A 21,949-nucleotide genomic window follows, 5' to 3' on the forward strand; every position below is an offset into this window, starting at 1 on the left:
TGCCCTGTTTGTACGATTTTTGACGCCTGACGGCTTTTTGATATTTTACTGGGAGGGGAACGGATGCCTCAAACTTCGGGCGCTGGCCGCGGGCGCATTCATTTGATGGACGAGCTGCGCGGCTTTGCGGTTTTCTGCATGGTCTTCTATCATGGCTTTTACACGCTGGCCTTTCTTTATAACAGCAAAGCGGGCATGTTTCTGCTCGACTTTTTTATGCCCGCAGAACCCTATTACGCCGGACTGTTTATGCTGATTTCCGGTATTTCCTCGAACCTTTCACATTCGAATCTTCTGCGCGGTATAAAGCTCCTCGGCGTGGCGCTCGCGGTTACGCTGATTACCTGGCTTGTGGTGCCGGAAGAAGTGATTGTGTTCGGCATCCTGCATTTTTTATCGGTCTGCATGATTTTGTACGGCCTGTTAAAGCCCCTTGCCGACCGTTTCCGCTTTTCGTGGGTTGCGGTTGCGGCCTGTGCGGTGCTTTACGTCTGCACCATGGGGATTTCCAGCGGATACCTTGGCATTTCGCCACAGATTGGCGTATCGCTCCCGCAGTCGCTTTATCAGACAAACTGGCTCGCGCCGCTTGGAATTTACAGCAGTACGTTCCGAAGCGCGGACTATTTTGGGCTGTTCCCGTGGATTTTCGTATTCGCGGCGGGTACGTTCCTTGGCAAGCTGGCCGTGCAGGGACGTTTCCCCGCGTTCTTTTATCCGTCGCGCGTCCCGTTCTTTTCGTGGCTTGGGCGGCACGCCCTGATCATTTATATTGTCCATCAGCCGGTGATTTACGGCGTATGCTACGCCGTTTCCGCTGTCGTAAAACGGATACAGTAAAGCATTTTGATCTTTTCGGAGGGATTTCATGGATTTTGTTTCAATATTGGCGCAGCAGTTCCAACTGCAGCAGTGGCAGGTGCAGAAGGTGATTGAGCTGATCGACGAGGGGAACACCATCCCCTTTATCGCGCGTTACCGCAAGGAGGCACACGGTTCGCTCGACGACCAGATGCTCCGGAACATAGCGGAACGGCTGGAATACCTGCGTTCGCTGGAAAAGCGGAGGGAGGAAGTAACCGGGCTGATTACCGCCGCCGACTGCATGACGGACGAAATCGCCGCCGCCCTTGCCGCCGCGGAAACGCTTTCGGAAATTGACGATATTTACCGCCCGTTCCGCCCGAAGCGGAAAACCCGCGCGTCCGTTGCGAAGGCGAAGGGGCTGGAACCCCTTGCAGACGCGATTTTCGAGCAGAAACCGGATTCGCCCTACCCGATCGATCTGGCGGAAGGCTATGTGAACGCCGAGCTTGGCGTAGAAACCCCGGAGGACGCGCTTGCGGGCGCGCTCGATATTATTGCGGAGCGCATTTCCGACGACGCGGGCGTGCGCAAGCGCCTGCGCGTGGTCGCCATGGCGCAGGGGGATGTGGTTTCCAAGGCCGCGAACCCGGACGAGGATTCTGTTTACGCCCAGTACTATGATTTCCGCGAGCCATGCAGAAAAATTGCCGGCCACCGCGTGCTTGCCATTGACCGCGGCGAGCGCGAGGGCTTTTTGAAAGTGACGATCGATCTGGACCGCACGCGCGGGCTTCATATTGTGGAATCCACCTTCGTAAAAGAAAACAGCCCCTGCTCCGAAGCCGTCGAGCAGGCGGGGGAAGACGCTTACGACCGGCTGATTTTCCCGTCCATCGAGCGGGAAATCCGCAATTCGCTGACCGAAGCTGCGGACGAAGCGGCAATCAAAGTTTTCTCCGTAAACCTGCGCCAGCTTTTAATGCAGCCGCCGGTGAAGAACCGCGTCGTGATGGGGCTTGATCCTGGCTACCGGACGGGTTGCAAGGTGGCGGTGGTTGACCCGACGGGCCGGGTGCTGGATACGGGCGTGATTTATCCGACCCATTCCGAGAAAAAAGTGCAGGAAGCAAAGCAGATCATCTCCGATATGATTAAAAAGCATAAGGTGGAGGTGATCGCCATCGGCAACGGAACGGCTTCCCGGGAAACCGAACTGTTTACCGCCGACCTGATAAAGGAACTGCATGGCGGCGTTGCCTACATGGTCGTCAGCGAAGCGGGCGCCTCCGTTTACTCCGCGAGCAAGCTTGCGGCGCAGGAGTTCCCGGAATACGACGTCACCCTGCGCAGCGCGGTTTCGATTGCGCGCCGTTTGCAGGATCCGCTTGCCGAGCTGGTAAAAATCGACCCGAAGGCGATCGGCGTGGGGCAGTACCAGCATGATATGCCGAAGAAACAGCTTGACGAGGCGCTTGGCGGCGTGGTCGAGGATTGCGTAAACACGGTGGGCGTGGATTTAAATACCGCTTCGCCGTCCCTTCTGGAAAAAGTGGCGGGCATTTCCGCTGCGGTGTCGAAAAATATTGTCGCCTACCGCGAGGAAAACGGCGCCTTCCATTCGCGCGGGGAACTGAAGAAAGTGCCGAAGCTGGGACCCAAGACCTTCGAGCAGTGCGCGGGTTTCTTGCGCGTAAGCGAAAGCGAGAATATACTGGATAATACCGCAGTCCATCCGGAATCGTACGACGCGGCGAAAGCCTTGCTTTCCCTTTGCGACTACGATATGGACAGCGTGAAAAAGAATCGTATTGGCGAGCTGAAAGAGCGCGTGATGAAAATTGGGGAGGAAACCGCCGCCCAGAAGCTGGGCATTGGTCTGCCGACGCTCCGGGATATTGTAACGGAGCTTCTGCGCCCCGGCCGCGACCCGCGCGACGAGCTGCCCGCCCCGATCCTCCGCACCGACGTGCTGAGCATGGAGGATTTGAAGCCCGGCATGGAATTGAACGGGACGGTGCGCAACGTTATCGATTTCGGCGCGTTTGTCGATATCGGAGTGCATCAGGACGGCCTTGTGCATATCTCGCAGATCTGCGACAAATTCATTAAGCATCCGGGTGAGGTGCTGAAGGTCGGCGATGTGGTTAAGGTGCGCGTGCTTTCCGTTGACATGGCGAAAAAGCGCATTGCCCTTACGATGAAATAGGATGTGCAAAAAGATTAAGTCGCTTTTTTATATTTGCTCCGAAGCGGAGCACTAAATCAAGGAAGAAAGAAATAAAAGAGGGAAACAATCATGAAGCTTGGTATCGTAGGCTTGCCGAACGTAGGCAAGAGTACCCTTTTCAACGCAATTACCAACGCGGGCGCGCAGTCTGCAAACTATCCGTTCTGTACCATTGAGCCGAACGTGGGCGTGGTGGCGGTTCCGGACAAACGGCTGGACAAGCTTGCGGAGATGTACAACCCGGAAAAATATACGCCCGCAACGATTGAATTTATGGACATTGCCGGCCTGGTGCGCGGCGCAAGCAAGGGCGAGGGGCTGGGTAATAAGTTCCTTGCGAATATCCGCGAGTCCGACGCGATCGTCCACGTTGTTCGCTGCTTTGACAACGACGATATTATCCATGTGGAGGGTAGCGTCGACCCGAAGCGCGACATTGAAACAATTAATCTGGAACTGATCCTGTCCGACTTGGAGGTGCTGGACCGCCGCATCGAGAAAACGCAGAAAATGATGAAGGCGGACAAGAAGTACCAGGCTGAATATGATTTCTTCCTCCGCGTAAAAGAGGCGCTGAACGCCGGGAAATCCGCGCGCAGCGTGGAATGTACCGAAGAGGAGGCAGAGCTTCTCGGCTCCGTTTCCCTTTTGACCAACAAGCCTGTGATTTACGCCGCCAATGTGAGTGAGGACGACTTCAAGGGCGGCATTGAAAAGAATCCGTATTTTAAAACCGTAAAGGAAATTGCCGACAGCGAGCACGCCGGCGTTCTGCCGATCTGCGCGCAGATTGAGGCGGAGATCAGCAGCATGGACAAGGACGAGAAGGAGCTGTTCCTTGCGGACATGGGGCTAAAAGAGTCTGGGCTGGACCGCCTGATCAAGGCCTGTTATGATTTGCTTGGCCTGATTTCGTACCTGACCGCCGGTCCGCAGGAGGTTCGCGCGTGGACGATCAAAAAGGGCACGAAAGCGCCGCAGGCCGCCGGGAAAATCCATACGGATTTCGAGCGCGGCTTCATCCGGGCAGAAGTGGTTTCCTTCAACGACCTGATGGCCTGCGGAAGCATTACCGCTGCCAAGGAAAAAGGTTTGGTTCGCAGCGAAGGCAAGGAATACGTTATGAAGGACGGGGACGTTGTCCTGTTCCGGTTTAACGTATAATTTGTAGCGGACGTAAAGCTTGAGGATGTGGGGCTCCTCAACCTCCAAAAATTTTATACGGGGGAAGTTTTTTATAAATTTGTAAAATCTTACAATTGTTAGATTGAAACACAGGAAAATTTATGTATAATATCTTTAGGGATACACAGGCTAAATAATAAAAAGACTGAAGGAGGAAAATGAGATGGAGTTAAAAGGCAGCAAAACAGAAGCGAATCTGATGGCCGCGTTCGCAGGTGAATCACAGGCGAGAAACAAGTACACCTTCTACGCTTCCAAGGCAAAAAAAGAAGGCTACGAGCAAATTGCGGCGATTTTTGAAGAAACCGCCAACAACGAGAAGGAACATGCAAAGCTGTGGTTCAAATTACTGCAGGGCGGGGAAATCGGCCCTACGCTGAAGAACCTTGAGGATGGCGCTGCGGGCGAAAATTACGAGTGGACATCCATGTACAAGGAATTCGCCGATGTAGCCGAGGAGGAAGGCTTTACGGAAATCGCGAAGACCATGCGACTGATCGCGGAAGTGGAAAAGTCCCACGAAGAACGTTACCGCAAGCTGATCCAGAATATGAAGGACGACATCGTATTCAAGGCGGGCGAGGAAACCATTTGGGTTTGCCGCAACTGCGGTTACATCCATGTGGGCAAAAACGCTCCGGAGAAGTGCCCTGCCTGCAAGCATCCGCAGTCTTATTTTGAGCGCAAGGCGACAAACTATTAATTTTTTGAAGTCTTGCATAAAAAAGGCCTTCCCGGACGCTTCGGGAGGGCCTTTGCTATCGAAAAATTATTCTGCCTGTGCCAGTTCAAGCACTTTTTTTGCCAGTTTCTCGTCAACGACCAAGGTGTTGATATAGCCGCCGCGCACAGCCGCCAGCACAGCTTCCGCTTTAAACTCCGCCGCGCTGATACCGATCGACCAGTGCGCCGCACGCATTGCTTCGAGCGGTGCGCTGATCGCAAACCTGCCGTTTAAGGGGATTTCGTTTCCGTACCGGTCAATCGGATGGGCAAGAAGCTGCCCGACCGCCCCTTTTTCGATCAGCTCCAGCCGGTCCCGTTCGGTAAGGTAGCCGGCTTTGCGCAAGGTGGAGTTGGAATCGAGCGATCCGATTCCGGTCAGGATAATATCGGTGTGCATCGCCTTTTTCAGCGTGGCGCTGATTTGCGGCTCCGCCACAAGGTAGGAATAGACCACTTCGCTTTCCACGTAAATCGGGGCATAAATATTGGAATAAGTTCCGCCTAGCTTTTTCGATATGCGAAGAGCCAGCTCCAAACCGTCCAGCTTGGGGTTGCCGGTGGCAAGGCAGCCCACCATCTGCACGACGTTTACATTGTAATAGTCCTTCGTTTCAATCAGATCGCAGAGGATTTTCAAGGCGGAACCCCATGTGATTCCAACGGTTGTGTTGTTTTCCATAATGGTGCTGAAAAGCTGGTTTGCCGCTTCGCAGCAGCGGCTCAATCCCCTTTCGTAATCGTAATTGCCGCTTACCACAACCGCTTCACGCAAGCCGAGGTTTACGCGAAGGCTGTGGGAAAGGGCGGCGTTCTTGCGAATGGGGCTATGTACAATCACTTCTACCACGCCGCTTTCCTTGGCTTCATCCAGAAGGCGGGAAACGGTGGGGCGCGAGGTGCCTAAAATATCAGCAATGGCGCTTTGGTTCAAGTCCTGCTCATAGTACAGTTCTGAAACCCGGACCAATAAATCCATTTTTTTGTCCATTTCAATTTTTTGCTCCTTTTCGACGCGATTTTGTGGAATTTTATGTAAGAATTATAACACAAAGATGGAAATTTCGGAACAAGAAATTGAAAAAAGTCCTTTTTGTTCGGGGATGGAAGCGGAACGGAAATCCGCGGGAACTTCCCAGTTTCGCAGACGGAAACAAGTGGAGGGGCCCTATTTTCAATAAAGTCTGGAGGTAGTTTTAATGAACGCGATTTTAGAGAGAAGAAGTATCCGGAAGTATACGGGCGAAAAAGTTAGCGACGCGTTGGTCGAAGACCTTCTGCGGGCGGCGATGGCCGCTCCCTCTGGCGGGAATGAACAGCCGTGGGAGTTTATTGTTGTGCGGGATAAAGGGATACGGGAGAAAATCACCGAGATTCATCCTTATTCTCAAATGCTTCCCGGCGCGGATTTGGCGATCATCGTTTGCGGGGATGTTTCCAGGGAAAAATATAAGGGCCTTTGGGTGCAGGACTGCGCCGCGGCAACGGAAAACATCCTGATTACCGCACAGGAAAAGGGCCTTGGGGCGGTATGGCTCGGCGTTTACCCGGAAAAAGACCGGATGGACGGTCTTGAAAAGCTGCTGGGTTTGCCCAACGGTGTTTATCCGTTTTCCATTGTGTCTGTCGGTTACCCAGCCGAGCACAAGGAACTGGCGGACCGCTTCGATAAAGCGAGAATCCACTACAACAAATGGTAATAAAAAACACAAATATACCAGTTGTTGAATTGTAGTTGGTTTAAAAGCGCGCAAGCGTTGGAACGGCTTGCGTGCTTTTTTTATACACTTTCGCGGTGGACAATCATCAAACTCCACAAAAAATCATTCTAGAATTTGTCAATCTACGACTTGTAATATAACGTTATAGTATGATATAGTATGTTACAGTAACAATGATGAAAGAGCGGTGGATTTTATGCAAGCTGAAAGAGAAGAGTTCCTTGTATTGCTGTCGAAGAATATTTTTACAGCAGCCGAGGGAAAGCCGTTGGATGGATTCCTTGTGGTCAAGGGAAACCGCATTTGTGCAGTCGGTCCCCGCAGTAAAGCGGAAAGCTGGGTCAAACAAGCCAAGCGTGTGATCGACGTTGGCAAGCGGGTGGTCACTCCGGGCTTTGTGGACAACCATACCTTTTTTTCGGGTTATGTCCTGCGCAGCATAGGAGTCGATTTTACCGGAATCCGCTCCGATGTGGAAGGAATCGCCGCGATTAAGGAATATCGGAAAACCCGCCCGGCTGACAAACCGGTTTTCGGGCATTGCTGGGAAGCAGAGGGCTTCCAGTACAGCGGGGAGGATCTGCTCAGTAAGGAATTCCCGGATCTTCCGGTTGTGATCTTTACGTTTGACCGCGACACCTGCTGGATGAATCAGGCGGCGCGCGACAAATACGGCTTTACGCCGGAAGAATGCTACGCCGAAAAGCTCTACCGCATGATGCCCGAATATTTAACCGAGGAGGGCATCGAGCAGAAGTATCTGGACTACATCCAAATGCTGAACGAACGCGGCGTTACTACCATCAAGGAAATGAGCTTCGACACGTACTACGGCTTTACCGATGTGATGGAACGGCTGGAAAAGGATGACCGCCTGAATATGCGCGTCGCCTTTATGTCGCAGCCGGTCGGCGAAGGCATCAACATTGCCTACGGCGAAGCGATGCGTGAAAAATTCAAGGGGGATTTTGTCCGCTTTGAAGGGTTTAACCGCATGACCGACCGCGGGATCGCCCGCTTTTTGGGCGAGCTGATTGAGCCGTACGCCTCCAAGCCGGACACAACCTGCCTTGTGCCGGTGGAATGGGAACTGATTGAGAAGGAAACGCTGGAAGCGGACCGGCACGGTTTCCGTTTCTCCCTGCACTGCCAGGGCGACGGGGCTGTGCGGCATACGGTCGATCTGTATGAGAAATGCGAAAAGGTAAACGGCAGGCTCAAAAACCGTCACGCCATTACCGACCTGGAATACACCCATCCCGCCGATTTGGAGCGCATGGGCAGGCTGGGCGTGATTGCGGAGGTTTACCCGCAGATTCAGTCGCTGGATAAGAAGCAGGATATTATGGATATGATTGAGACCCAGCTTGGCGGGGACCGCGGCAAAAACTACTGGAACCGCCGCAAAATGTGGGACAGCGGCGTATGCGTAACCTGCGGCACAGACCTGCCGCTGCTGATTCCCGATATTCCGGAATCCATTTACTGCGCGGTCGGCGGGTACTTCAAGGATGGCGAAAGCTTCAACCGCCAGAATATGCTCACCGTTACCGAGCTTCTTACGGCGTGGACAAGGAACGGGCAGTACAATTGCTACAATGAGGACCGGCTCGGCACGCTGGAAGCCGGGAAGCTGGCGGATATTGCCGTTCTGGACGCGGATGTTTTCCACACCCCTGTTGAAAAGTTACGAGATGTGAAGGTTTGCCTTACGATTTCGGACGGACGCATTGTACACAATACATTAAGGTAAGGGGGATTTGTCGTGGCTCATTTAAGGCGGGAACAGGTAGCGGGCAAGAATACCCATTATGTCTATTATTCGCTGGACTATTTCCTCGACGCGCAGCAGCGGGCGGGCTTTAAAACCATTGAACTGCTGGGCGCCGCGCCGCATTTTTTAATTGACTACACCGGGTTTCAGGACACCGCCGAGGTACGTGAAAAATTGGAGAGCCGCGGCATGAAAATCGGCATTTTTACCCCGGAATGCGCGGCGTACCATTATCTTTTGTGCTCGCCTGACCCGGACTTCCACAAAAGGAGCATGCAGTACTTTCAGCAGGGCATAAAGGCCGCAGGGATGCTCGGGGCGAAAATTATGCTTATGAACTGCATTGGCGGCACCTGGGACGAAGCCCCCGGCGCCACCTACGAGCGCGCGGTGAAAAGCATGAAGGAGCTTGGCCCGGTGGCTGCAGAAAACAATGTGACAATTGCGGTAGAAACGGTTTGCCCGGAGGAATCGAAAATCATTACAACGCTTCCGGAACTGGAGCGGCTTTATAAAGATGTGGGCCACCCCAATGTAAAAATTGCGCTGGATACGGTTGCCATGGGGGTTGCGGGGGAAACGCCCCGCCAGTGGTTTGAAACCTTCGGCAAAGAGATCGTGCACTGCCATTTTGTTGACGGGAGGCCGTACGGTCACCTTGTCTGGGGCGACGGTCTTTACCCGATGGATCGCTACATTCAGGTGCTGAACGATTTTGGCTATGAGGGGTACCTCGGGCAGGAAATAACCGACGGGCAGTATTTTGCGGATCCTGCGTCGGCAGATTTGCGGAATTTCAAGGCTTTTGAACCGTATTTTATCGATTGAAAAGGGGGAGGACCGGTTTGGCAACGATTCGGCGTGAACAGGTAGCAGGTATGAATATCCACTATATTCATTATTCTTTGGATTATTTTCTTGATGCGCAGCAGCGCGCCGGCTTCAAAACCATTGAGCTTTGGTGCGCCGCGCCGCATTTCTGGCTGGATCATATGACGTACTCCGACACAAAAGCGGTCGGCAGAAAGATAAAAGATCGCGGTCTGAGCGTACAGGTGCTCACCCCGGAAAACTGTACCTATCCCTATCAGTTTGCCGCCAAGGAGCCTGCCCACAGGGAGCGCAGCTTTGGCTATTTTGCAAACGGAATCCGCGCGGCCGCGGAATTGGGGTGCCGGTTTATGGAGGTAAACTCCGGTTGGGGCTATTGGAACGAGGAAAAGGAAGAGGCGTGGAAGCGCTCGCGGGAAATGCTGTGCCGCCTGGCGGACGTCGCCGGCCGGGAGGGTGTTACGCTGGTCATGGAATCCCTTCGCCCCGAGGAATCCCAGCTTGTAATTAATTTGGAAAGCGCGAAGCGGATGTTCGACGAGGTAAACCACCCGAACTTTAAAGTGATGGTGGATACCTGCGCCATGGGGGTTGCGGGCGAAACGTTGGAGGACTGGTTTCAGGTGTTTGGGGACAACATTCAGCATATGCATTTTGTCGACGGCGAGCCGTACGGACACCTTGTCTGGGGCGACGGGAAGCACCACCTCGGCAAGTTTATCCAGACCCTGAACGATTACCATTATGAGTGCTATCTTGGGCAGGAAATTACGGACAGCCGTTATTTTGCGGACCCCGCCGCGCATGATCTGCGCAATATGCACAACTTTGAAAGATACATGGATTGATTCGAATTCTATATTAATACTATTGGAGGAAATGAAATGAACGCAAAAAATGTTATTGCAGATGTGTTAAAGGAGAAAGGCCGGATTAAGCAGGTGTACTGGGTAGCCTGCGGCGGCTCCTTAATCGATTTGTATCCGGCGCATTTTATGTTGAACGCGGAGTCCGAAACCGTGGAGTCCGGCTGGTACACCAGCAAGGAGTTCCTGGTTCTCCCCCCGAAAAAGCTCAGCAAAGACAGCCTTGTTGTCGCCTGCTCGCATTCGGGCAATACGAAGGAAACCGTGGAGGCCGCTGTTCTGGCAAAAGAGCGCGGCGCGGCGGTGATCACCCTGACCGATAAGGCCGGTTCCGCCTGCGACAAGCCCGATTTTATTTCCTGGGTGTATCCGTGGGGCGAAGGCGTTTCCGTAAGCGAAACCCCCGGCTGTATTTCACTTGCATTGGCAAGCGAGCTGCTTGCCGCGCAGGAGGGCTTCGCAAAGAACGATAAGGTAGGGGACGCGATTTCGAAGATGGACGAAATCATCAAGGGCGCTGTCGCCAAGGTGAACAGCGGAATGACGCAGGAATTTGCGGAAAAATACGGCGAGGAGCCTTTCTTCTATATCCTGGGCAGCGGTGCCGCTTTTTCACAGACCTATGGCTTTTCCATCTGCTCCCTTATGGAAATGCAGTGGAAGAACTGTGCGTACCTGCACTCCGGGGAATACTTCCATGGCCCGTTTGAGTGTACAGAAAACGGCGTGTTCTATTTCCTGCAAAAGTCAGCCGGAAAATGCCGCGTAATGGACCAGCGCGCCGAGGACTTCCTGAAAACCCATACGGACAAGCTGATGGTTCTGGATGCGCTGGAACTAGGTATGGACAAAATCAACCCGGAGGTGGTAGATTACTTCAACCCGATTCTGTTCTACGCGATGAACTGCGAATTCCGCGAGGCTTTGGCGAAGAAACACAACCATCCGGTGGACACCCGCCGCTACATGGGGATTGTGGCTTACTGATTTTAAAGAATCTGCCCGGGATTTGCCGCGCGAAATCCACAGGGCATTCCATAAACTATTACGCGCGGAGAAAAGGTGGTAAAAATGGCGGAATATAATGTTAAGGTTCTTGGCTTCGGCGACAATGTCGTCGATAAATATGAGCATATCAAAACGATGTACCCCGGCGGAAACGCCGTAAACTTTGCGGTTTACGCAAAAATGTTCGGCGCCCGGCGCAGCGCGTATATGGGCTATTTCGGCGACGACAAGGAAGCGGAGCATGTGATCGAATCCCTTCGGCAGGAGGGAATCGAAACGGTGAAATGCAAACAGCTTGTCGGTGAAAACGGCTGTGCCCGCGTTACCGTTATCAACAATGACCGCGTGTTCTTAGGTTCCAACGAGGGCGGTATCCGTGGAGAAACGCTGTATGTGCTCGACCGCTTCGACCTGGAATACATCCGGGGGTTCGACTTGGTGCACAGCGGAAATTACTGCTTCACCGAGCGTCAGCTCCATAAAATTAAAGAGGCGGGGGTTCCGCTCTCCTTCGATTTTTCGGATGACTCTACGCCGGAATACTATGCGCAGGTTGCCCCGTTGGTGGATTATGCGTTCATGTCCTGCAGCGAAATGTCTGAGGAAGCCATTCAGGAGCATTTGAAAAAGGTGACCGGCTACGGCGTGAAAATCGCGGTTGCCAGCCGCGGCTCCGAAGGCTGTATTGCATACGACGGAAGCCGCTTCTATGTGCAGCGTGCCCTTCCCGTAGAGAAAATGGTTGACACAATGGGCGCGGGCGACAGCCTGCTCACCTCCTTCCTTGTCAGCTATATGGAAAAGGTGAAAGAGGGAAAAGCAGGCCAAGATGCGATCGCGGAGTGCCTTGAAAAAGCCGCCGGATTTGCTTCCAAGGTTTGCGGCATGGCCGGAGCATGGGGCCATGGGAAAAAATACGAATAAACCGGCAAGAAAGACGAAATTGGCTTGCCAGTTTTAAGGAAGATGCAGAGAAGGCCGGCATCCTGTCCAAAAGGATGCCGGCCTTTGTGCGGGCAAAAAATTCTGACGGTGTGCCTTGCGGGTTCGAAAAGAGCCCGGCAGGGGAATAAATTTTACAAAGAGTATAGAAGCTGTCGCACTTTGCAAATAGCAAAATAGAAAGCTCACAAAAGGATCCCCCGGCACAAGTTGCCGGGGGACTTTTGCGAATGGAGGAAATCTTCCGTGTTTTCTGTTTTATACCTTGTGGGGCGTGTTAAATCTATACTCGGAAAGAGTCTGGACGCGCTTTCCGTCCGCCTGGAATTTTTCCAGCATTTTTTGTTTCAGCAGAGCGCTTGCCGTTTCTTCGCGGTCTTCGCCCCAGTCGAGGATGCGGGGGATTTCTTTCTTACTAAAAAAACGCTGCATGAATTTGCGCGCCAGAACCAGCAGAATCCGAACGAGGGCTGTGGCCGCAACCACGAAGGAAAGGATTCCCCAGATGTTGGAAAATCCATTTTGGGCTACCTTAAACCAGAGCAGCTCCAAAAAAAGATACAGGCCCAGCCCGGAAAAATCACCGCTCAGTTTTTTATTGACACAGCCCGCACAAACATAATCGCTGTAAAGGCAGTCGTCGAATACCAAGCGTCCGGTGTCCGGCTGTTCGGCGCAGGGGGTTCCCACATGGATTTTTCCTTTGTTTTCGGTTTCTTTTCCGCAAATTACGCAATATCCCATTTTTATACCTCATCGTTCTTTTTCGGTGGAAGTTCCTCAATGAAACGGAGATGTACAAGCGCATGGTAAACGCCTTCCTCCCGGATGGTTCCGGTCACCATGGCGGCAATATCCGCAAGCGCCCGCGGGGCGTTTCCCATGGCGACGGCGATTCCTACGTTTTGGAACATGGCGCAGTCGTTCAGGCTGTCCCCGAAGGCGACCGCGTTCTTGGGCTGCGCGTGGTAATGCTCGAGAACCCGCGCAATGGCGGAGCCCTTGTCGCGCCCCTTGCGGACGCATTCGCAGAAAGTTCCGTTTTCATTGGGATAAAGGTCGTAATACCGTTCCAGAAAGCCTTTTATGGGGTCCAACTCTGCGGCGCTTGCCACATGCAGGGTGAATTTTTCAATATCCTGCGTGGTTTCCAGTTGCTCCATACGGCAGATGGCTGGCAAGGGGTTTTCCCAGCACAGCGGAACCCCGCCTTTTACAATATACATCTGATCCGTACCTTCCAAAACGCCGGAGATGTTGTGCGAAAGCATTCTGGATACCGTTTCCCGAAGCAGAATAGGGGGAATGGAGTGTTGGAACAGGGTTTTCTCTTTCAGGGTAATATTGGCGCCGGCGCCGGAAATAATCCCGTGAAAACCGATCGATGTAATCGCGGGATACACGTCGCACAGGGTGCGCCCGGTGCAGACAAAGATGCGGTGCCCCTGAAGGCGAAGCTGCCGCAGGGCATATTTGGTCATGATCGAGGGGGCGCGGTCGTTTTCCGCGATAGTGCCGTCAATATCAAAGAAGAAATATTTTTTCGGAATCGGTATCACTTCCTTTATCTTTATAAGGAATGCATCAGCTCTTTCGTTGAAATATACAGAGCATCAAAAATTTTGCGGTGCTTTTGGTAAACCGCATGGTTTTCCATGTTCGGGTGGATTTCCATAGCAGGCTTGACCACAGCTTCAAGCTCGCCCCAGCTTTGGTAGGCACCTACAGCGAGGGCCGCCATAATGGCGTCGCCGTATGAAGCGCCGAAGGTGATGCTGGATGTGCAGACCGTTCTGCCGAGGATGTCCGCCACGATTTGCAGCCAGACCGGATTTTTGGTTCCGCCGCCGACCGCCATGATCTTTTTGACGGGTAGGTTGTTTTCCTCTAAAATATCAAAATGCTGAGCGATGGAGTAGCCGATGCCTTCCAGCGCGGATTTGTACAGGTGCGACCGGGTGTGACCCAGGTTAAGCCCGAAGAACATCCCCTTTGCGAACGGGTCGTTCAGGGGCGTCCGTTCCCCCGCAAAATAGGGGAGGGTGATCAGCCCGTCGCTGCCCGCGGGTATTTTCTCAATATCTTTTGCCATTGCGGCGAATGCGTTCTCGCCGCCTGCCGCCTGCGCCGCAGCCAGGTCGGAATACAGGTTGTCGCGGAACCATTTCGTCAGGGTGCCCGCAGTATTGGTTCCGGCGCAGACGCTGTACGTGCCCGGGATGATAAAGGTGCCCGGCCAGACCCGGTTGTCCTGGATCAGCTTATCCGCAAGATAAACAAAATAGCAGGAGGAACCGAGCTGAACCATAATATCCCCCGGCTGGAACACCCCGGTGCTAATCGCCTCCGCGCCGGAGTCCCCGGTGCCGACCAGCACGCTGGTGCCTTCCTGCAGGCCGGTTTCGGCCGCCGCCTGCGCGGTGATGCCGCCGGCAATCTCGGTTGCCGTCATAACTTCCGCCAGCTGGGATGGCTTGCAGAACATGCCGCACATCGCTTCGTTTACTGTATCGTTTTTCAGGTCGTAAAGCGGGGCGAAGTCCTCCGCAAGATATTTGTCGATGCAGTACCGCCCAGTCAGCTTTGCCGTGATATAGGACGAGGCGGTCAGGAATTTATACGTTTTCGCGTAAACATGGGGAAGATTATTTTTAATCCACAGGATTTTCGGGGAAATATCGGAGGAGCATATCGGGTGGCCGAAAACAGTTTCCGCGTTCTCCCCATAGTACTCGTTCAGGTAATCGATTTCCTTGTGGCTTCTGGAATCGATGCCGTACAAAATCGCTTTGCACAAAGGCTTGCAGTTTTCGTCCACGGGTAGGCAGTCGCACCCTAGCGCGCTGATCCCAAGGCAGGCGATTTTGGAGGGCGAAATCCCCGATTCCTCCAGAAGTGCGCGGCTTACGCTGCAAACATCGCCCCACCAGACCTTTTCCGCGTCGTGTTCAAAATAGTTTGGCTGAGGGTTTTCAATATCGTGTGTTTTCGACTGGTATGCAACCACTTTGCAGTTCTCGTCAATCAGCACGCCCTTTGTCTCGTTGGTGCCCACGTCAATTCCCATGAAAAATTGAGAGCTCATTTTCATCCTCTTTTCTATTCTAAGCCGTTCCGGAACGCACGTACTTTTTCCATGAATTCAGAAACGCGGTTTACGTCAATTTTTCCATCAAATTTCCCGTTTTCCTTGAATGTCGTGCCGACATAGGAGCCGTCCGCAATACGCAGCACGGATTCTACGTTGGAAAGATTGCACCCCGTTCCGCAGAATACCGGAGTTTCGCCCGCGGCGGCCTTTATCTCTGCAAGCAAAGACGTTTCGGGACCGCTTCCTGCCATTCCGCCCGCAACCACAAGGCAGTCCGGCGCGCAGTTGAAGATCATGGTTTTTGTAATGCTGGCAAGATCCCTGTCGTTTAAATAGACTTCGCCCTCTCCGTTAATAAAATACGTCAGGCGCAGTTTGTCCAGCCGGAGCGCGCTTTTCAGCCGTATCGTTTCGCCGATGTCGCGGTCAATCACGCCAAGGTCGCCCACCCAACCGCCGGTGAACATACAGCGAGTAAACTGGGCGTCCGTTGCGGCGCAAAGCTCGATGGTTGCATCGGGGTCGTAAATCGCTTCCGCGCCGTAGGGGATCCGGAAATCGTCCGAAAGCGCGCCAATCACCCTCCCCATTGCCGCCAGCGTGACGGCGGAAACCTTTTTCTGGTACGGCAAGCTGAATTCATTGGTGATAAGAACGCCGTCCACGCCGCCGTCCTGCAGGGCCTTTAAATCCGACCGGGCCTGTTGGATAACCTTATCCATTGAGCTGTTGTTTATGTAGAACGAAGGATCACCGGGAAGTGCCCTTAAATGCAGCAGCCCGATAATCGGCTTTTCTGTATGGAATAGATCCTTTATCCAGGACATTTTTGTACCTCCAAGTTATCAAACGGTATGACGTAATAATACGACATATTCAATGCCAAGAAAATTGCTCATCCTGCGGAAAGCAAAACGAGCATACGAACGACAATTATACCTACTATTCTACGATTACAATCATACTATAACATATGCTAATGGGGAATACAATTATAAATTTTGTACAATTTATCAGTTTGATTTAATCTATTGTAACGAAATTTAGACTTTCTATCCACTTTTTCAGGGGATAATTTTCTTAATGAATTAAAAATCTATTGTAAAGAAACGAAATATGTAATATAATAAATATAAGTTGAATTAGAACGTTATTTTATTGAAAAAGGTTTGAAAGGACAAATTCTATGGGTCTTTCTTTAAATATGGAGTCACAAACTCCCCTGTATCAGCAGCTAATGGAGGAAATAAAGCGAAAAATTGACATCGGCGAATTCCGCTACGGCGATAAGATTCCCAGCGAGCCGGAGTTTATGAATATGTATTCCATCAGCCGGATTACCGTGCGCAAGGCGGTGGAGGAGCTTGTTACGGAAGGCTACCTTGTGAAAAAGCAGGGGAAGGGTACTTTTGTAAACAAGCCAAAGCTCAAGCGTAAAATCGAAAATGTTTTGAGCTTTAAAAACGCCTGCATTGCCTGTGGCATGAAACCTTCCCACACCCTGGTGGACCGGAAGATCATTAACCCCGGTGTGGATGAAAAGAATTTTTTAAACCATGGAAGCAACGATAAAATTATATTTACGCAGAGGGTGCTGTCGGCGGACGGCGACCCCATTATGCTCGAAAACAATTATTTCCCCATTAAGGGCTTTGAATTTTTACTGGAAGAAAAGCTCGACAGCTCTTTGTATACGCTTTTGAACAGCAAGGGGATTTATCCCGCGGGTTCGGAAACCTGTACGCTGGAGCTGGTGCGCGCGACCGCTTATACAGCTAAGCTGCTCCATGTTTCGCTTGGCGAGCCACTTTTTTACATGATTGCCAACATTACGGATAGCAATAACCGCCCGGTGCATATTGGAAGGCAGTATATTGTCGGTAGCCGGTATATATTCAATCTTCCTTGATCTATACAAATACATACGATGGCAGCATCCCTTGCAGCATCTCTTCAAGGGATGCTGCTTTTTTCTTATAAATAAAAACGCCCGGCTGCGGACTCAAAAAGGCGTATTGAAAGGAAAAATCAAAAAATTCCTCAGGTTATTCTTGTGCGGAAACACAACTGAAAAATATGACGAAAAAATGAACAAATTTTTTAAGGAATCCACAAATCTGTTAAATACTATTGACAATGGGTGTGAAAATTGCTAATCTCTATATGACGATGTATTACGACATATGACATGCTAATACGATTACAGCAAGCCTTTGTAAGCACAGCGGAATGATATTAAGGAGGAGAACTATGTCTACTGGAACTTCAGCTTTATTAAAAAAGAAAAAATTCACGCTGCCCCACGTTTACACAATTGCCTTTCTGCTTATTGTTTTTGTTGCCATCCTCACCTGGTTCGTACCCAGCGGCGAATTTGACCGAAAGGAAATTGAAACGGCGGCAGGAACCCGGTCGGTAGCCATCGCCGGAACATACCACCTCGTTCCAAAGGTGGACGAGGACGGAACCGACCATCGTCAAGACATTGCGGACATTCTTCAGGCGCCGACCAAAGGAATTCAAGCGGCTTCCGATGTTGTGGCGTTTGTCCTTCTGATTGGCGGCACATTCCAGATCATCAACACGACGGGCGCAATTAACGCCGGCATGAAACGCGTTGTAAAAAAGCTGCGCGGCAAAGCATCTTTGATTATTCCGATTTCCATGATTCTTTTCGGGCTTGGCGGTACGTCGTTTGGCATGTCCGAGGAAGCGCTTCCGTTCTACGCGATCTTTATGCCGATCATCATGGGGATGGGGTACGACTCCATGACGGCGTTCATGATCGTTTTCCTGGGGCCGCAATTAGGATACTGCGCCTCCACTACGAACCCCTTCAACGTATTGATTGCGCAGGGAATCGCGGGCATCTCCGGAAATCCGCAGTTGGGCTTCCGCTTTATCCAGTGGATTATTTTCATGGCGATGGGTATTGTTTTCGTCATGATGTATGCAAAGAAAGTAAAAAACAATCCGGAAAGCTCCATTACCTACCATGACGATATCGCGAAGCGCGAAGAATTCCTTGTGAACGCTCAGGAAGAGGACAGCGAATTCACGCTAAGGCAAAAGCTCGTCCTCCTTGCCTTCACCCTTGGCATGGGGCTCATCATTTTCGGCCTAGTCAAGTTCGGGTGGTATATGGATGAAATCTCCATGGTCTTCCTTGGAATAGGGCTGGCTTCCGGTATTCTCGGCGGGTTGAAGGAAAAAGAAATTGCGGAACAGTTTGTAATTGGCTTGAAAGATTTTGCATATGCCGCCGTTATTATTGGCGTTGCCCGTGGAATCCTTTCCGTTGCGGAAAACGGCCTGATTATCGACACAATCCTGAATGCTCTGGCCACTTCCCTGCAGGGTGTTCCGACCGTCATCTTCACAACAATGATGTATTTCGCACAGAGCCTGATCGCCCTGTTAATCCCCTCTTCTTCCGGACAGGCTGCCCTTACCATTCCGGTTATGGCGCCGCTTACCAGACTGATGGGCGTTAACCCGGAAGCCTCTGTAACCTGCCTCCAGTATGCAAACCAGTGCATCAATACCATCAGTCCCACCGCCGGTATGACGGTTGCAGGGCTTGCGGTTTGCAAAATTTCTTTCCAACAGTGGTGGAAAACCTGCTGGAAGCTGTTCATTGTCATGACGGTTCTTGGTATTGCCTTTACCGCGATTTCCGGTATGCTTCCTGCTTAATCCAATCCCATTGGCACTGGGGATATCCGGTATTGTACTGAACAGAAAACAACATTCCCCGATTTCGATACAGGTTTTGCCGGCGCCATAAACATGGCGCCGGTCGCGTTTTTCACCCAATAACAGGAATTATTTGATAAAAGATAGGAGTTTATTATGAAATTCAAAAAAAGAATTGCGGCGACGCTTGTGAGTGTGCTTCTGACGGCGGGGCTGATAACCACGGCCGGCTGCACGAAGTCCGAAACAGCGGCGCCGGCCTCAAACGCAACAAAAAAAGTACTGCGGGTTGGCATGGAATGTAACTACGCCCCCTACAACTGGACGCAGGCGGACAACTCTAACGGTGCGGTCCCCATTGCCAACAGCGGCGGCGAATACACCAACGGGTACGACGTGATGATGGCGAAGAAAATCGCCGACGCAATCGGCTATGAACTGCAGATTGTGAAAACAGAGTGGGACGGCCTTGCGCCGGGCGTGGTTTCCGGCAAGCTGGACGCGGTTATCGCCGGCATGAGCATTACCGAAGAGCGCAAGAAAACCGTTGATTTCACCGACCCGTACTATAAGGCAACCATCTACGCGCTGGTCCGCTCCGACAGCAAATATGTTTCCGCAAAAAGCGTGGCGGATTTAAAGGGAGCTTCCTGTACCTCCCAGCAGAATACCGTCTGGTACGATATGCTAAGGCAGATTCCGGACGCGAAGATTCAGCCGGCCATGAAAAATGTTCCTTCGCTAATCGTCGCCCTCTCTTCCGGTAAAACCGATGTTTTTGTAACGGACAAGCCGACCGCAATGGGTGCCGTGTATGCCAACAAAAAGCTGGTGATGCTCGACTTTTCGGGCGAAAACGGCTTTCAGGCTTCCGATGAGGATGTGAACCTCGGCATTGCGGTGTCCAAGTCGAACCCCGAACTGAAGGCCGCCATCAACAAGGCCCTTTCCGCCATCAGCGAGACGGACCGCGACAAAATCATGCAGGATGCGATTGCCAAACAGCCTTTGGCGCAATAACGCGAAAATACAGGAAGTGAGTTGTCAGTTATGAATCTCCCCGGCGACGCCGATTTTTTCGGCTGGGTTCTCTATATTGCAAAACATTACGGCGTAATTTTCCTAAACGGCGCGGGCGTAACGTTCCTGCTGGCGCTGGTCGGCACGCTGATTGGCTGCGTCATCGGCCTTCTGGTCGGCGTGTTGCGCACGCTCCCCGTCCGCAGGGACGCAAACACGTTTGTAAAAACCCTGCACAGGCTGCTCCAGTTCATTTTGGCCGCCTACATCGAAGTTTTCCGCGGCACCCCGATGATTGTGCAGGCAATGGTGCTGTACTACGGTTCCATGCAGGTGTTTAAAGTAGATATGACGCCCCTCTTCGCGGGCTTCTTCGTTGTTTCCATCAATACCGGCGCGTATATGGCGGAAACCGTCCGAGGTGGGATTGGCTCGATCGATATCGGCCAGACGGAAGGTGCTATGGCTATCGGGATGTCTCACTGGCAGACGATGCTGTACGTCATCTTGCCGCAGACCCTGCGCAACATCCTCCCACAGATTGGAAACAACCTCATCATCAATATCAAGGATACATCCGTTCTTAATGTCATTTCCGTAACGGAGCTGTACTTTTCCGGGAACTCCGCGGCCGGCGCCTTTATGCGCTACTTTGAAGTGTTCTTCATCATTTGTGTGATCTACTTTATCATGACCTTTACATGCTCGCGCCTGCTTCTCTGGATCGAGCATAAAATTGATGGTTCCAGCTATTACTCGCTCGTAAAGAGCGACATGATGGCCGACCCTTCGGGTCATAATCCTGTCCAAATGGGAGGAGGGAAAACATGGACGAACTGAAATCCCCCATTCTGCAGGTTCGGCATCTGAGCAAGAGATTCGGGGACAATGTGGTGCTTCGGGACATCAACTTTGAAACCCGGCACGGCAATGTAATCTGTATTATCGGTGCTTCCGGCTCGGGAAAATCCACGCTGCTGCGCTGCATTAATATGCTGGAAACCCCAACCTCCGGCCAGATTTTGTTCCACGGGCAGGATATTACCGGGAAGGGGATAAACATCAACGCCTACCGCGCCAAGGTGGGCATGGTGTTCCAGTCCTTTAACCTGTTCAACAATATGACCGTTCTGGGAAACTGCATGGCGGGCGTTACGAAGGTTCTGAAAAAGGATAAGAAAACGGCGGAGGAAACCGCGATGGAATACCTTTCCAAGGTTGGCATGGCGGAATATATCAACGCAAAGCCGCATCAGCTTTCCGGTGGGCAGAAGCAGCGGGTGGCGATCGCCCGCGCGCTGGCGATGGAACCCGAGATGCTTCTGTTCGACGAACCGACCAGCGCGCTGGATCCGCAGATGGTGGGCGAGGTGCTGGAGGTTATGCGCAGCTTGGCGAAGGAGGGCATGACCATGGTGATCGTTACCCATGAGATGGCCTTTGCGCGTGACGTTTCGTCCCGGGTGGTCTTTATGAAAGACGGCGTTGTCGCCGAGGAAGGCGAACCGGCAGAACTTTTCGAAAACCCAAAGCAGGAAGCCACCAAGGACTTTTTGGCGAGATTCCGGAATAAGTAATGTAAAGGATCTATTAAAATAAAAAACGGAGTTTCTGTTCGAAACAGAGCTCCGTCTTTTTCCTTTGTGCGGCTGTTAATAAGCCAAGCCGCCGTTATTCCCTTTTAACAATCGTGGCGCAGCCCATGCCGCCGACACAAAGGGCGGCAAGCCCCTTTTTCGCACCGCGCTTTTCCATGGTATGCAGCAGGGTGACCAGGATGCGGCAGCCGGAAGCGCCCACCGGGTGGCCAAGGGCAATTGCGCTGCCATTCACGTTGATTTTGTTTGTGTCCAGGCCCAGTTCCTTTATCACAGCAAAGCTCTGGGCGGCGAAGGCTTCGTTGGTTTTGAACAGGTTGAAGTCCTCCGGCTTCATGCCGGTTTCCCCAGCACTTTTTTCACGGCCGCCACGGGGACGATTTCCATGATGGACGGCTTAACGCCGCCAAGCGCGCCCACTACCCAAGGCCGCCATGGACTCAACGCCAAGCTTCTTTGC

The 21,949-nt window shown here is 52.2% G+C and carries 21 protein-coding genes; 15 read left to right on the top strand and 6 right to left on the bottom strand.

Features of this window, described 5'->3' with window-relative positions; all coding sequences use genetic code 11:
• Positions 1 to 63 precede the first annotated feature (63 nt).
• The 4 genes from P9B68_RS08920 (at position 64) to rbr (ending at position 4,922) form a co-directional block, all read left to right on the top strand.
• A complete protein-coding gene (locus P9B68_RS08920) occupies positions 64 to 840 on the top strand; it encodes a heparan-alpha-glucosaminide N-acetyltransferase (RefSeq protein WP_277668877.1) in 777 nt (258 codons plus the stop codon).
• A gap of 28 nt (positions 841 to 868) precedes the next feature.
• A complete protein-coding gene (locus P9B68_RS08925) occupies positions 869 to 3,013 on the top strand; it encodes a Tex family protein (protein ID WP_277668878.1) in 2,145 nt (714 codons plus the stop codon).
• 90 nt (positions 3,014 to 3,103) lie between these two features.
• The gene (gene ychF / locus P9B68_RS08930) at positions 3,104 to 4,198 is read left to right on the top strand and encodes a redox-regulated ATPase YchF (protein WP_135658916.1); all 1,095 of its coding nucleotides are present in this window, start codon (positions 3,104 to 3,106) and stop codon (positions 4,196 to 4,198) included.
• 184 nt (positions 4,199 to 4,382) lie between these two features.
• The gene (rbr, locus tag P9B68_RS08935) at positions 4,383 to 4,922 is read left to right on the top strand and encodes a rubrerythrin (protein ID WP_277668879.1); all 540 of its coding nucleotides are present in this window, start codon (positions 4,383 to 4,385) and stop codon (positions 4,920 to 4,922) included.
• Positions 4,923 to 4,988: 66 nt separating this feature from the next.
• Here the strand turns inward: rbr and P9B68_RS08940 are convergent, their stop codons facing one another.
• The gene (locus tag P9B68_RS08940; RefSeq protein ID WP_135658922.1) at positions 4,989 to 5,933 is read right to left on the bottom strand and encodes a sugar-binding transcriptional regulator; all 945 of its coding nucleotides are present in this window, start codon (positions 5,931 to 5,933) and stop codon (positions 4,989 to 4,991) included.
• 208 nt (positions 5,934 to 6,141) lie between these two features.
• Here P9B68_RS08940 and P9B68_RS08945 point away from each other — a divergent pair, with 208 nt between their 5' ends.
• From P9B68_RS08945 to P9B68_RS08970, 6 genes are all read left to right on the top strand, one after another.
• Complete coding sequence (locus P9B68_RS08945) at positions 6,142 to 6,642, top strand: nitroreductase family protein (RefSeq protein ID WP_277668880.1); 501 nt, start codon at positions 6,142 to 6,144, stop codon at positions 6,640 to 6,642.
• A 217-nt stretch (positions 6,643 to 6,859) separates the two neighbouring features.
• Positions 6,860 to 8,416: an amidohydrolase gene (locus P9B68_RS08950; protein WP_135658929.1), complete on the top strand. Its 1,557-nt coding sequence runs from the start codon at positions 6,860 to 6,862 to the stop codon at positions 8,414 to 8,416.
• Between the two features lie 12 nt (positions 8,417 to 8,428).
• Positions 8,429 to 9,265, top strand: a complete 837-nt coding sequence (locus tag P9B68_RS08955) for a sugar phosphate isomerase/epimerase family protein (protein WP_277668881.1) — start codon at positions 8,429 to 8,431, stop codon at positions 9,263 to 9,265.
• Between the two features lie 17 nt (positions 9,266 to 9,282).
• Positions 9,283 to 10,116, top strand: coding sequence for a sugar phosphate isomerase/epimerase family protein (locus P9B68_RS08960; protein WP_135658935.1), 834 nt, complete (start codon positions 9,283 to 9,285; stop codon positions 10,114 to 10,116).
• Positions 10,117 to 10,152: 36 nt separating this feature from the next.
• Positions 10,153 to 11,121, top strand: coding sequence for an SIS domain-containing protein (locus P9B68_RS08965; RefSeq protein WP_277668882.1), 969 nt, complete (start codon positions 10,153 to 10,155; stop codon positions 11,119 to 11,121).
• A gap of 84 nt (positions 11,122 to 11,205) precedes the next feature.
• Entirely contained in the window at positions 11,206 to 12,066 is an 861-nt protein-coding gene (locus tag P9B68_RS08970; RefSeq protein WP_277668883.1) for a PfkB family carbohydrate kinase, read from the top strand.
• A gap of 276 nt (positions 12,067 to 12,342) precedes the next feature.
• Here the strand turns inward: P9B68_RS08970 and P9B68_RS08975 are convergent, their stop codons facing one another.
• The 4 genes from P9B68_RS08975 to P9B68_RS08990 are packed head-to-tail and all read right to left on the bottom strand — an operon-like array spanning position 12,343 to position 16,002.
• Positions 12,343 to 12,828 carry a hypothetical protein gene (locus P9B68_RS08975; protein ID WP_277668884.1) on the bottom strand — a complete coding sequence of 162 codons (486 nt, stop codon included), beginning with the start codon at positions 12,826 to 12,828 and terminating at the stop codon, positions 12,343 to 12,345.
• Positions 12,829 to 12,830: 2 nt separating this feature from the next.
• Positions 12,831 to 13,643, bottom strand: a complete 813-nt coding sequence (locus tag P9B68_RS08980; RefSeq protein ID WP_277668885.1) for a Cof-type HAD-IIB family hydrolase — start codon at positions 13,641 to 13,643, stop codon at positions 12,831 to 12,833.
• 11 nt (positions 13,644 to 13,654) lie between these two features.
• Positions 13,655 to 15,169: an FGGY-family carbohydrate kinase gene (locus tag P9B68_RS08985; protein ID WP_135658949.1), complete on the bottom strand. Its 1,515-nt coding sequence runs from the start codon at positions 15,167 to 15,169 to the stop codon at positions 13,655 to 13,657.
• A gap of 14 nt (positions 15,170 to 15,183) precedes the next feature.
• Positions 15,184 to 16,002, bottom strand: coding sequence for a BtpA/SgcQ family protein (locus P9B68_RS08990; RefSeq protein WP_135658952.1), 819 nt, complete (start codon positions 16,000 to 16,002; stop codon positions 15,184 to 15,186).
• 359 nt (positions 16,003 to 16,361) lie between these two features.
• On the opposite strand from P9B68_RS08990, the gene P9B68_RS08995 reads away from it, so the two are divergent.
• The 5 genes from P9B68_RS08995 (at position 16,362) to P9B68_RS09015 (ending at position 21,468) form a co-directional block, all read left to right on the top strand.
• Positions 16,362 to 17,084, top strand: a complete 723-nt coding sequence (locus P9B68_RS08995) for a GntR family transcriptional regulator (protein WP_243112958.1) — start codon at positions 16,362 to 16,364, stop codon at positions 17,082 to 17,084.
• Positions 17,085 to 17,425: 341 nt separating this feature from the next.
• Positions 17,426 to 18,871: a YfcC family protein gene (locus P9B68_RS09000; RefSeq protein ID WP_135658954.1), complete on the top strand. Its 1,446-nt coding sequence runs from the start codon at positions 17,426 to 17,428 to the stop codon at positions 18,869 to 18,871.
• A gap of 156 nt (positions 18,872 to 19,027) precedes the next feature.
• Positions 19,028 to 19,891 carry a transporter substrate-binding domain-containing protein gene (locus tag P9B68_RS09005; RefSeq protein WP_135658957.1) on the top strand — a complete coding sequence of 288 codons (864 nt, stop codon included), beginning with the start codon at positions 19,028 to 19,030 and terminating at the stop codon, positions 19,889 to 19,891.
• 30 nt (positions 19,892 to 19,921) lie between these two features.
• Positions 19,922 to 20,731 carry an amino acid ABC transporter permease gene (locus P9B68_RS09010; RefSeq protein WP_277668896.1) on the top strand — a complete coding sequence of 270 codons (810 nt, stop codon included), beginning with the start codon at positions 19,922 to 19,924 and terminating at the stop codon, positions 20,729 to 20,731.
• Complete coding sequence (locus P9B68_RS09015) at positions 20,719 to 21,468, top strand: amino acid ABC transporter ATP-binding protein (RefSeq protein WP_135658960.1); 750 nt, start codon at positions 20,719 to 20,721, stop codon at positions 21,466 to 21,468. The genes P9B68_RS09010 and P9B68_RS09015 overlap by 13 nt, the downstream gene beginning before the upstream one ends.
• Before the next feature lie 94 nt (positions 21,469 to 21,562).
• Here the strand turns inward: P9B68_RS09015 and P9B68_RS09020 are convergent, their stop codons facing one another.
• Entirely contained in the window at positions 21,563 to 21,826 is a 264-nt protein-coding gene (locus P9B68_RS09020) for an acetyl-CoA C-acetyltransferase (RefSeq protein WP_407932280.1), read from the bottom strand.
• Positions 21,827 to 21,949 lie beyond the last annotated feature (123 nt).

It is taken from the genome of Caproiciproducens galactitolivorans (genome assembly GCF_029266045.1).
Lineage (GTDB): Bacteria > Bacillota > Clostridia > Oscillospirales > Acutalibacteraceae > Caproiciproducens > Caproiciproducens galactitolivorans.

What these genes read in the sequence shown, in the direction of transcription:
- P9B68_RS08995 (WP_243112958.1), top strand. Translation starts at nt 16,362, where the DNA reads ATGGGTCTTTCTTTAAATATGGAGTCACAAACTCCCCTGTATCAGCAG.
- P9B68_RS09005 (WP_135658957.1), top strand. Translation starts at nt 19,028, where the DNA reads ATGAAATTCAAAAAAAGAATTGCGGCGACGCTTGTGAGTGTGCTTCTG.
- P9B68_RS08985 (WP_135658949.1), bottom strand. Translation starts at nt 15,169, where the DNA reads ATGAGCTCTCAATTTTTCATGGGAATTGACGTGGGCACCAACGAGACA.
- P9B68_RS09020 (WP_407932280.1), bottom strand. Translation starts at nt 21,826, where the DNA reads ATGAAGCCGGAGGACTTCAACCTGTTCAAAACCAACGAAGCCTTCGCC.
- P9B68_RS08925 (WP_277668878.1), top strand. Translation starts at nt 869, where the DNA reads ATGGATTTTGTTTCAATATTGGCGCAGCAGTTCCAACTGCAGCAGTGG.
- P9B68_RS08975 (WP_277668884.1), bottom strand. Translation starts at nt 12,828, where the DNA reads ATGGGATATTGCGTAATTTGCGGAAAAGAAACCGAAAACAAAGGAAAA.
- P9B68_RS08950 (WP_135658929.1), top strand. Translation starts at nt 6,860, where the DNA reads ATGCAAGCTGAAAGAGAAGAGTTCCTTGTATTGCTGTCGAAGAATATT.
- P9B68_RS09015 (WP_135658960.1), top strand. Translation starts at nt 20,719, where the DNA reads ATGGACGAACTGAAATCCCCCATTCTGCAGGTTCGGCATCTGAGCAAG.
- P9B68_RS08965 (WP_277668882.1), top strand. Translation starts at nt 10,153, where the DNA reads ATGAACGCAAAAAATGTTATTGCAGATGTGTTAAAGGAGAAAGGCCGG.
- ychF (WP_135658916.1), top strand. Translation starts at nt 3,104, where the DNA reads ATGAAGCTTGGTATCGTAGGCTTGCCGAACGTAGGCAAGAGTACCCTT.
- P9B68_RS08920 (WP_277668877.1), top strand. Translation starts at nt 64, where the DNA reads ATGCCTCAAACTTCGGGCGCTGGCCGCGGGCGCATTCATTTGATGGAC.
- P9B68_RS08945 (WP_277668880.1), top strand. Translation starts at nt 6,142, where the DNA reads ATGAACGCGATTTTAGAGAGAAGAAGTATCCGGAAGTATACGGGCGAA.
- P9B68_RS08970 (WP_277668883.1), top strand. Translation starts at nt 11,206, where the DNA reads ATGGCGGAATATAATGTTAAGGTTCTTGGCTTCGGCGACAATGTCGTC.
- P9B68_RS09000 (WP_135658954.1), top strand. Translation starts at nt 17,426, where the DNA reads ATGTCTACTGGAACTTCAGCTTTATTAAAAAAGAAAAAATTCACGCTG.
- P9B68_RS08940 (WP_135658922.1), bottom strand. Translation starts at nt 5,933, where the DNA reads ATGGACAAAAAAATGGATTTATTGGTCCGGGTTTCAGAACTGTACTAT.
- P9B68_RS09010 (WP_277668896.1), top strand. Translation starts at nt 19,922, where the DNA reads ATGAATCTCCCCGGCGACGCCGATTTTTTCGGCTGGGTTCTCTATATT.
- P9B68_RS08990 (WP_135658952.1), bottom strand. Translation starts at nt 16,002, where the DNA reads ATGTCCTGGATAAAGGATCTATTCCATACAGAAAAGCCGATTATCGGG.
- rbr (WP_277668879.1), top strand. Translation starts at nt 4,383, where the DNA reads ATGGAGTTAAAAGGCAGCAAAACAGAAGCGAATCTGATGGCCGCGTTC.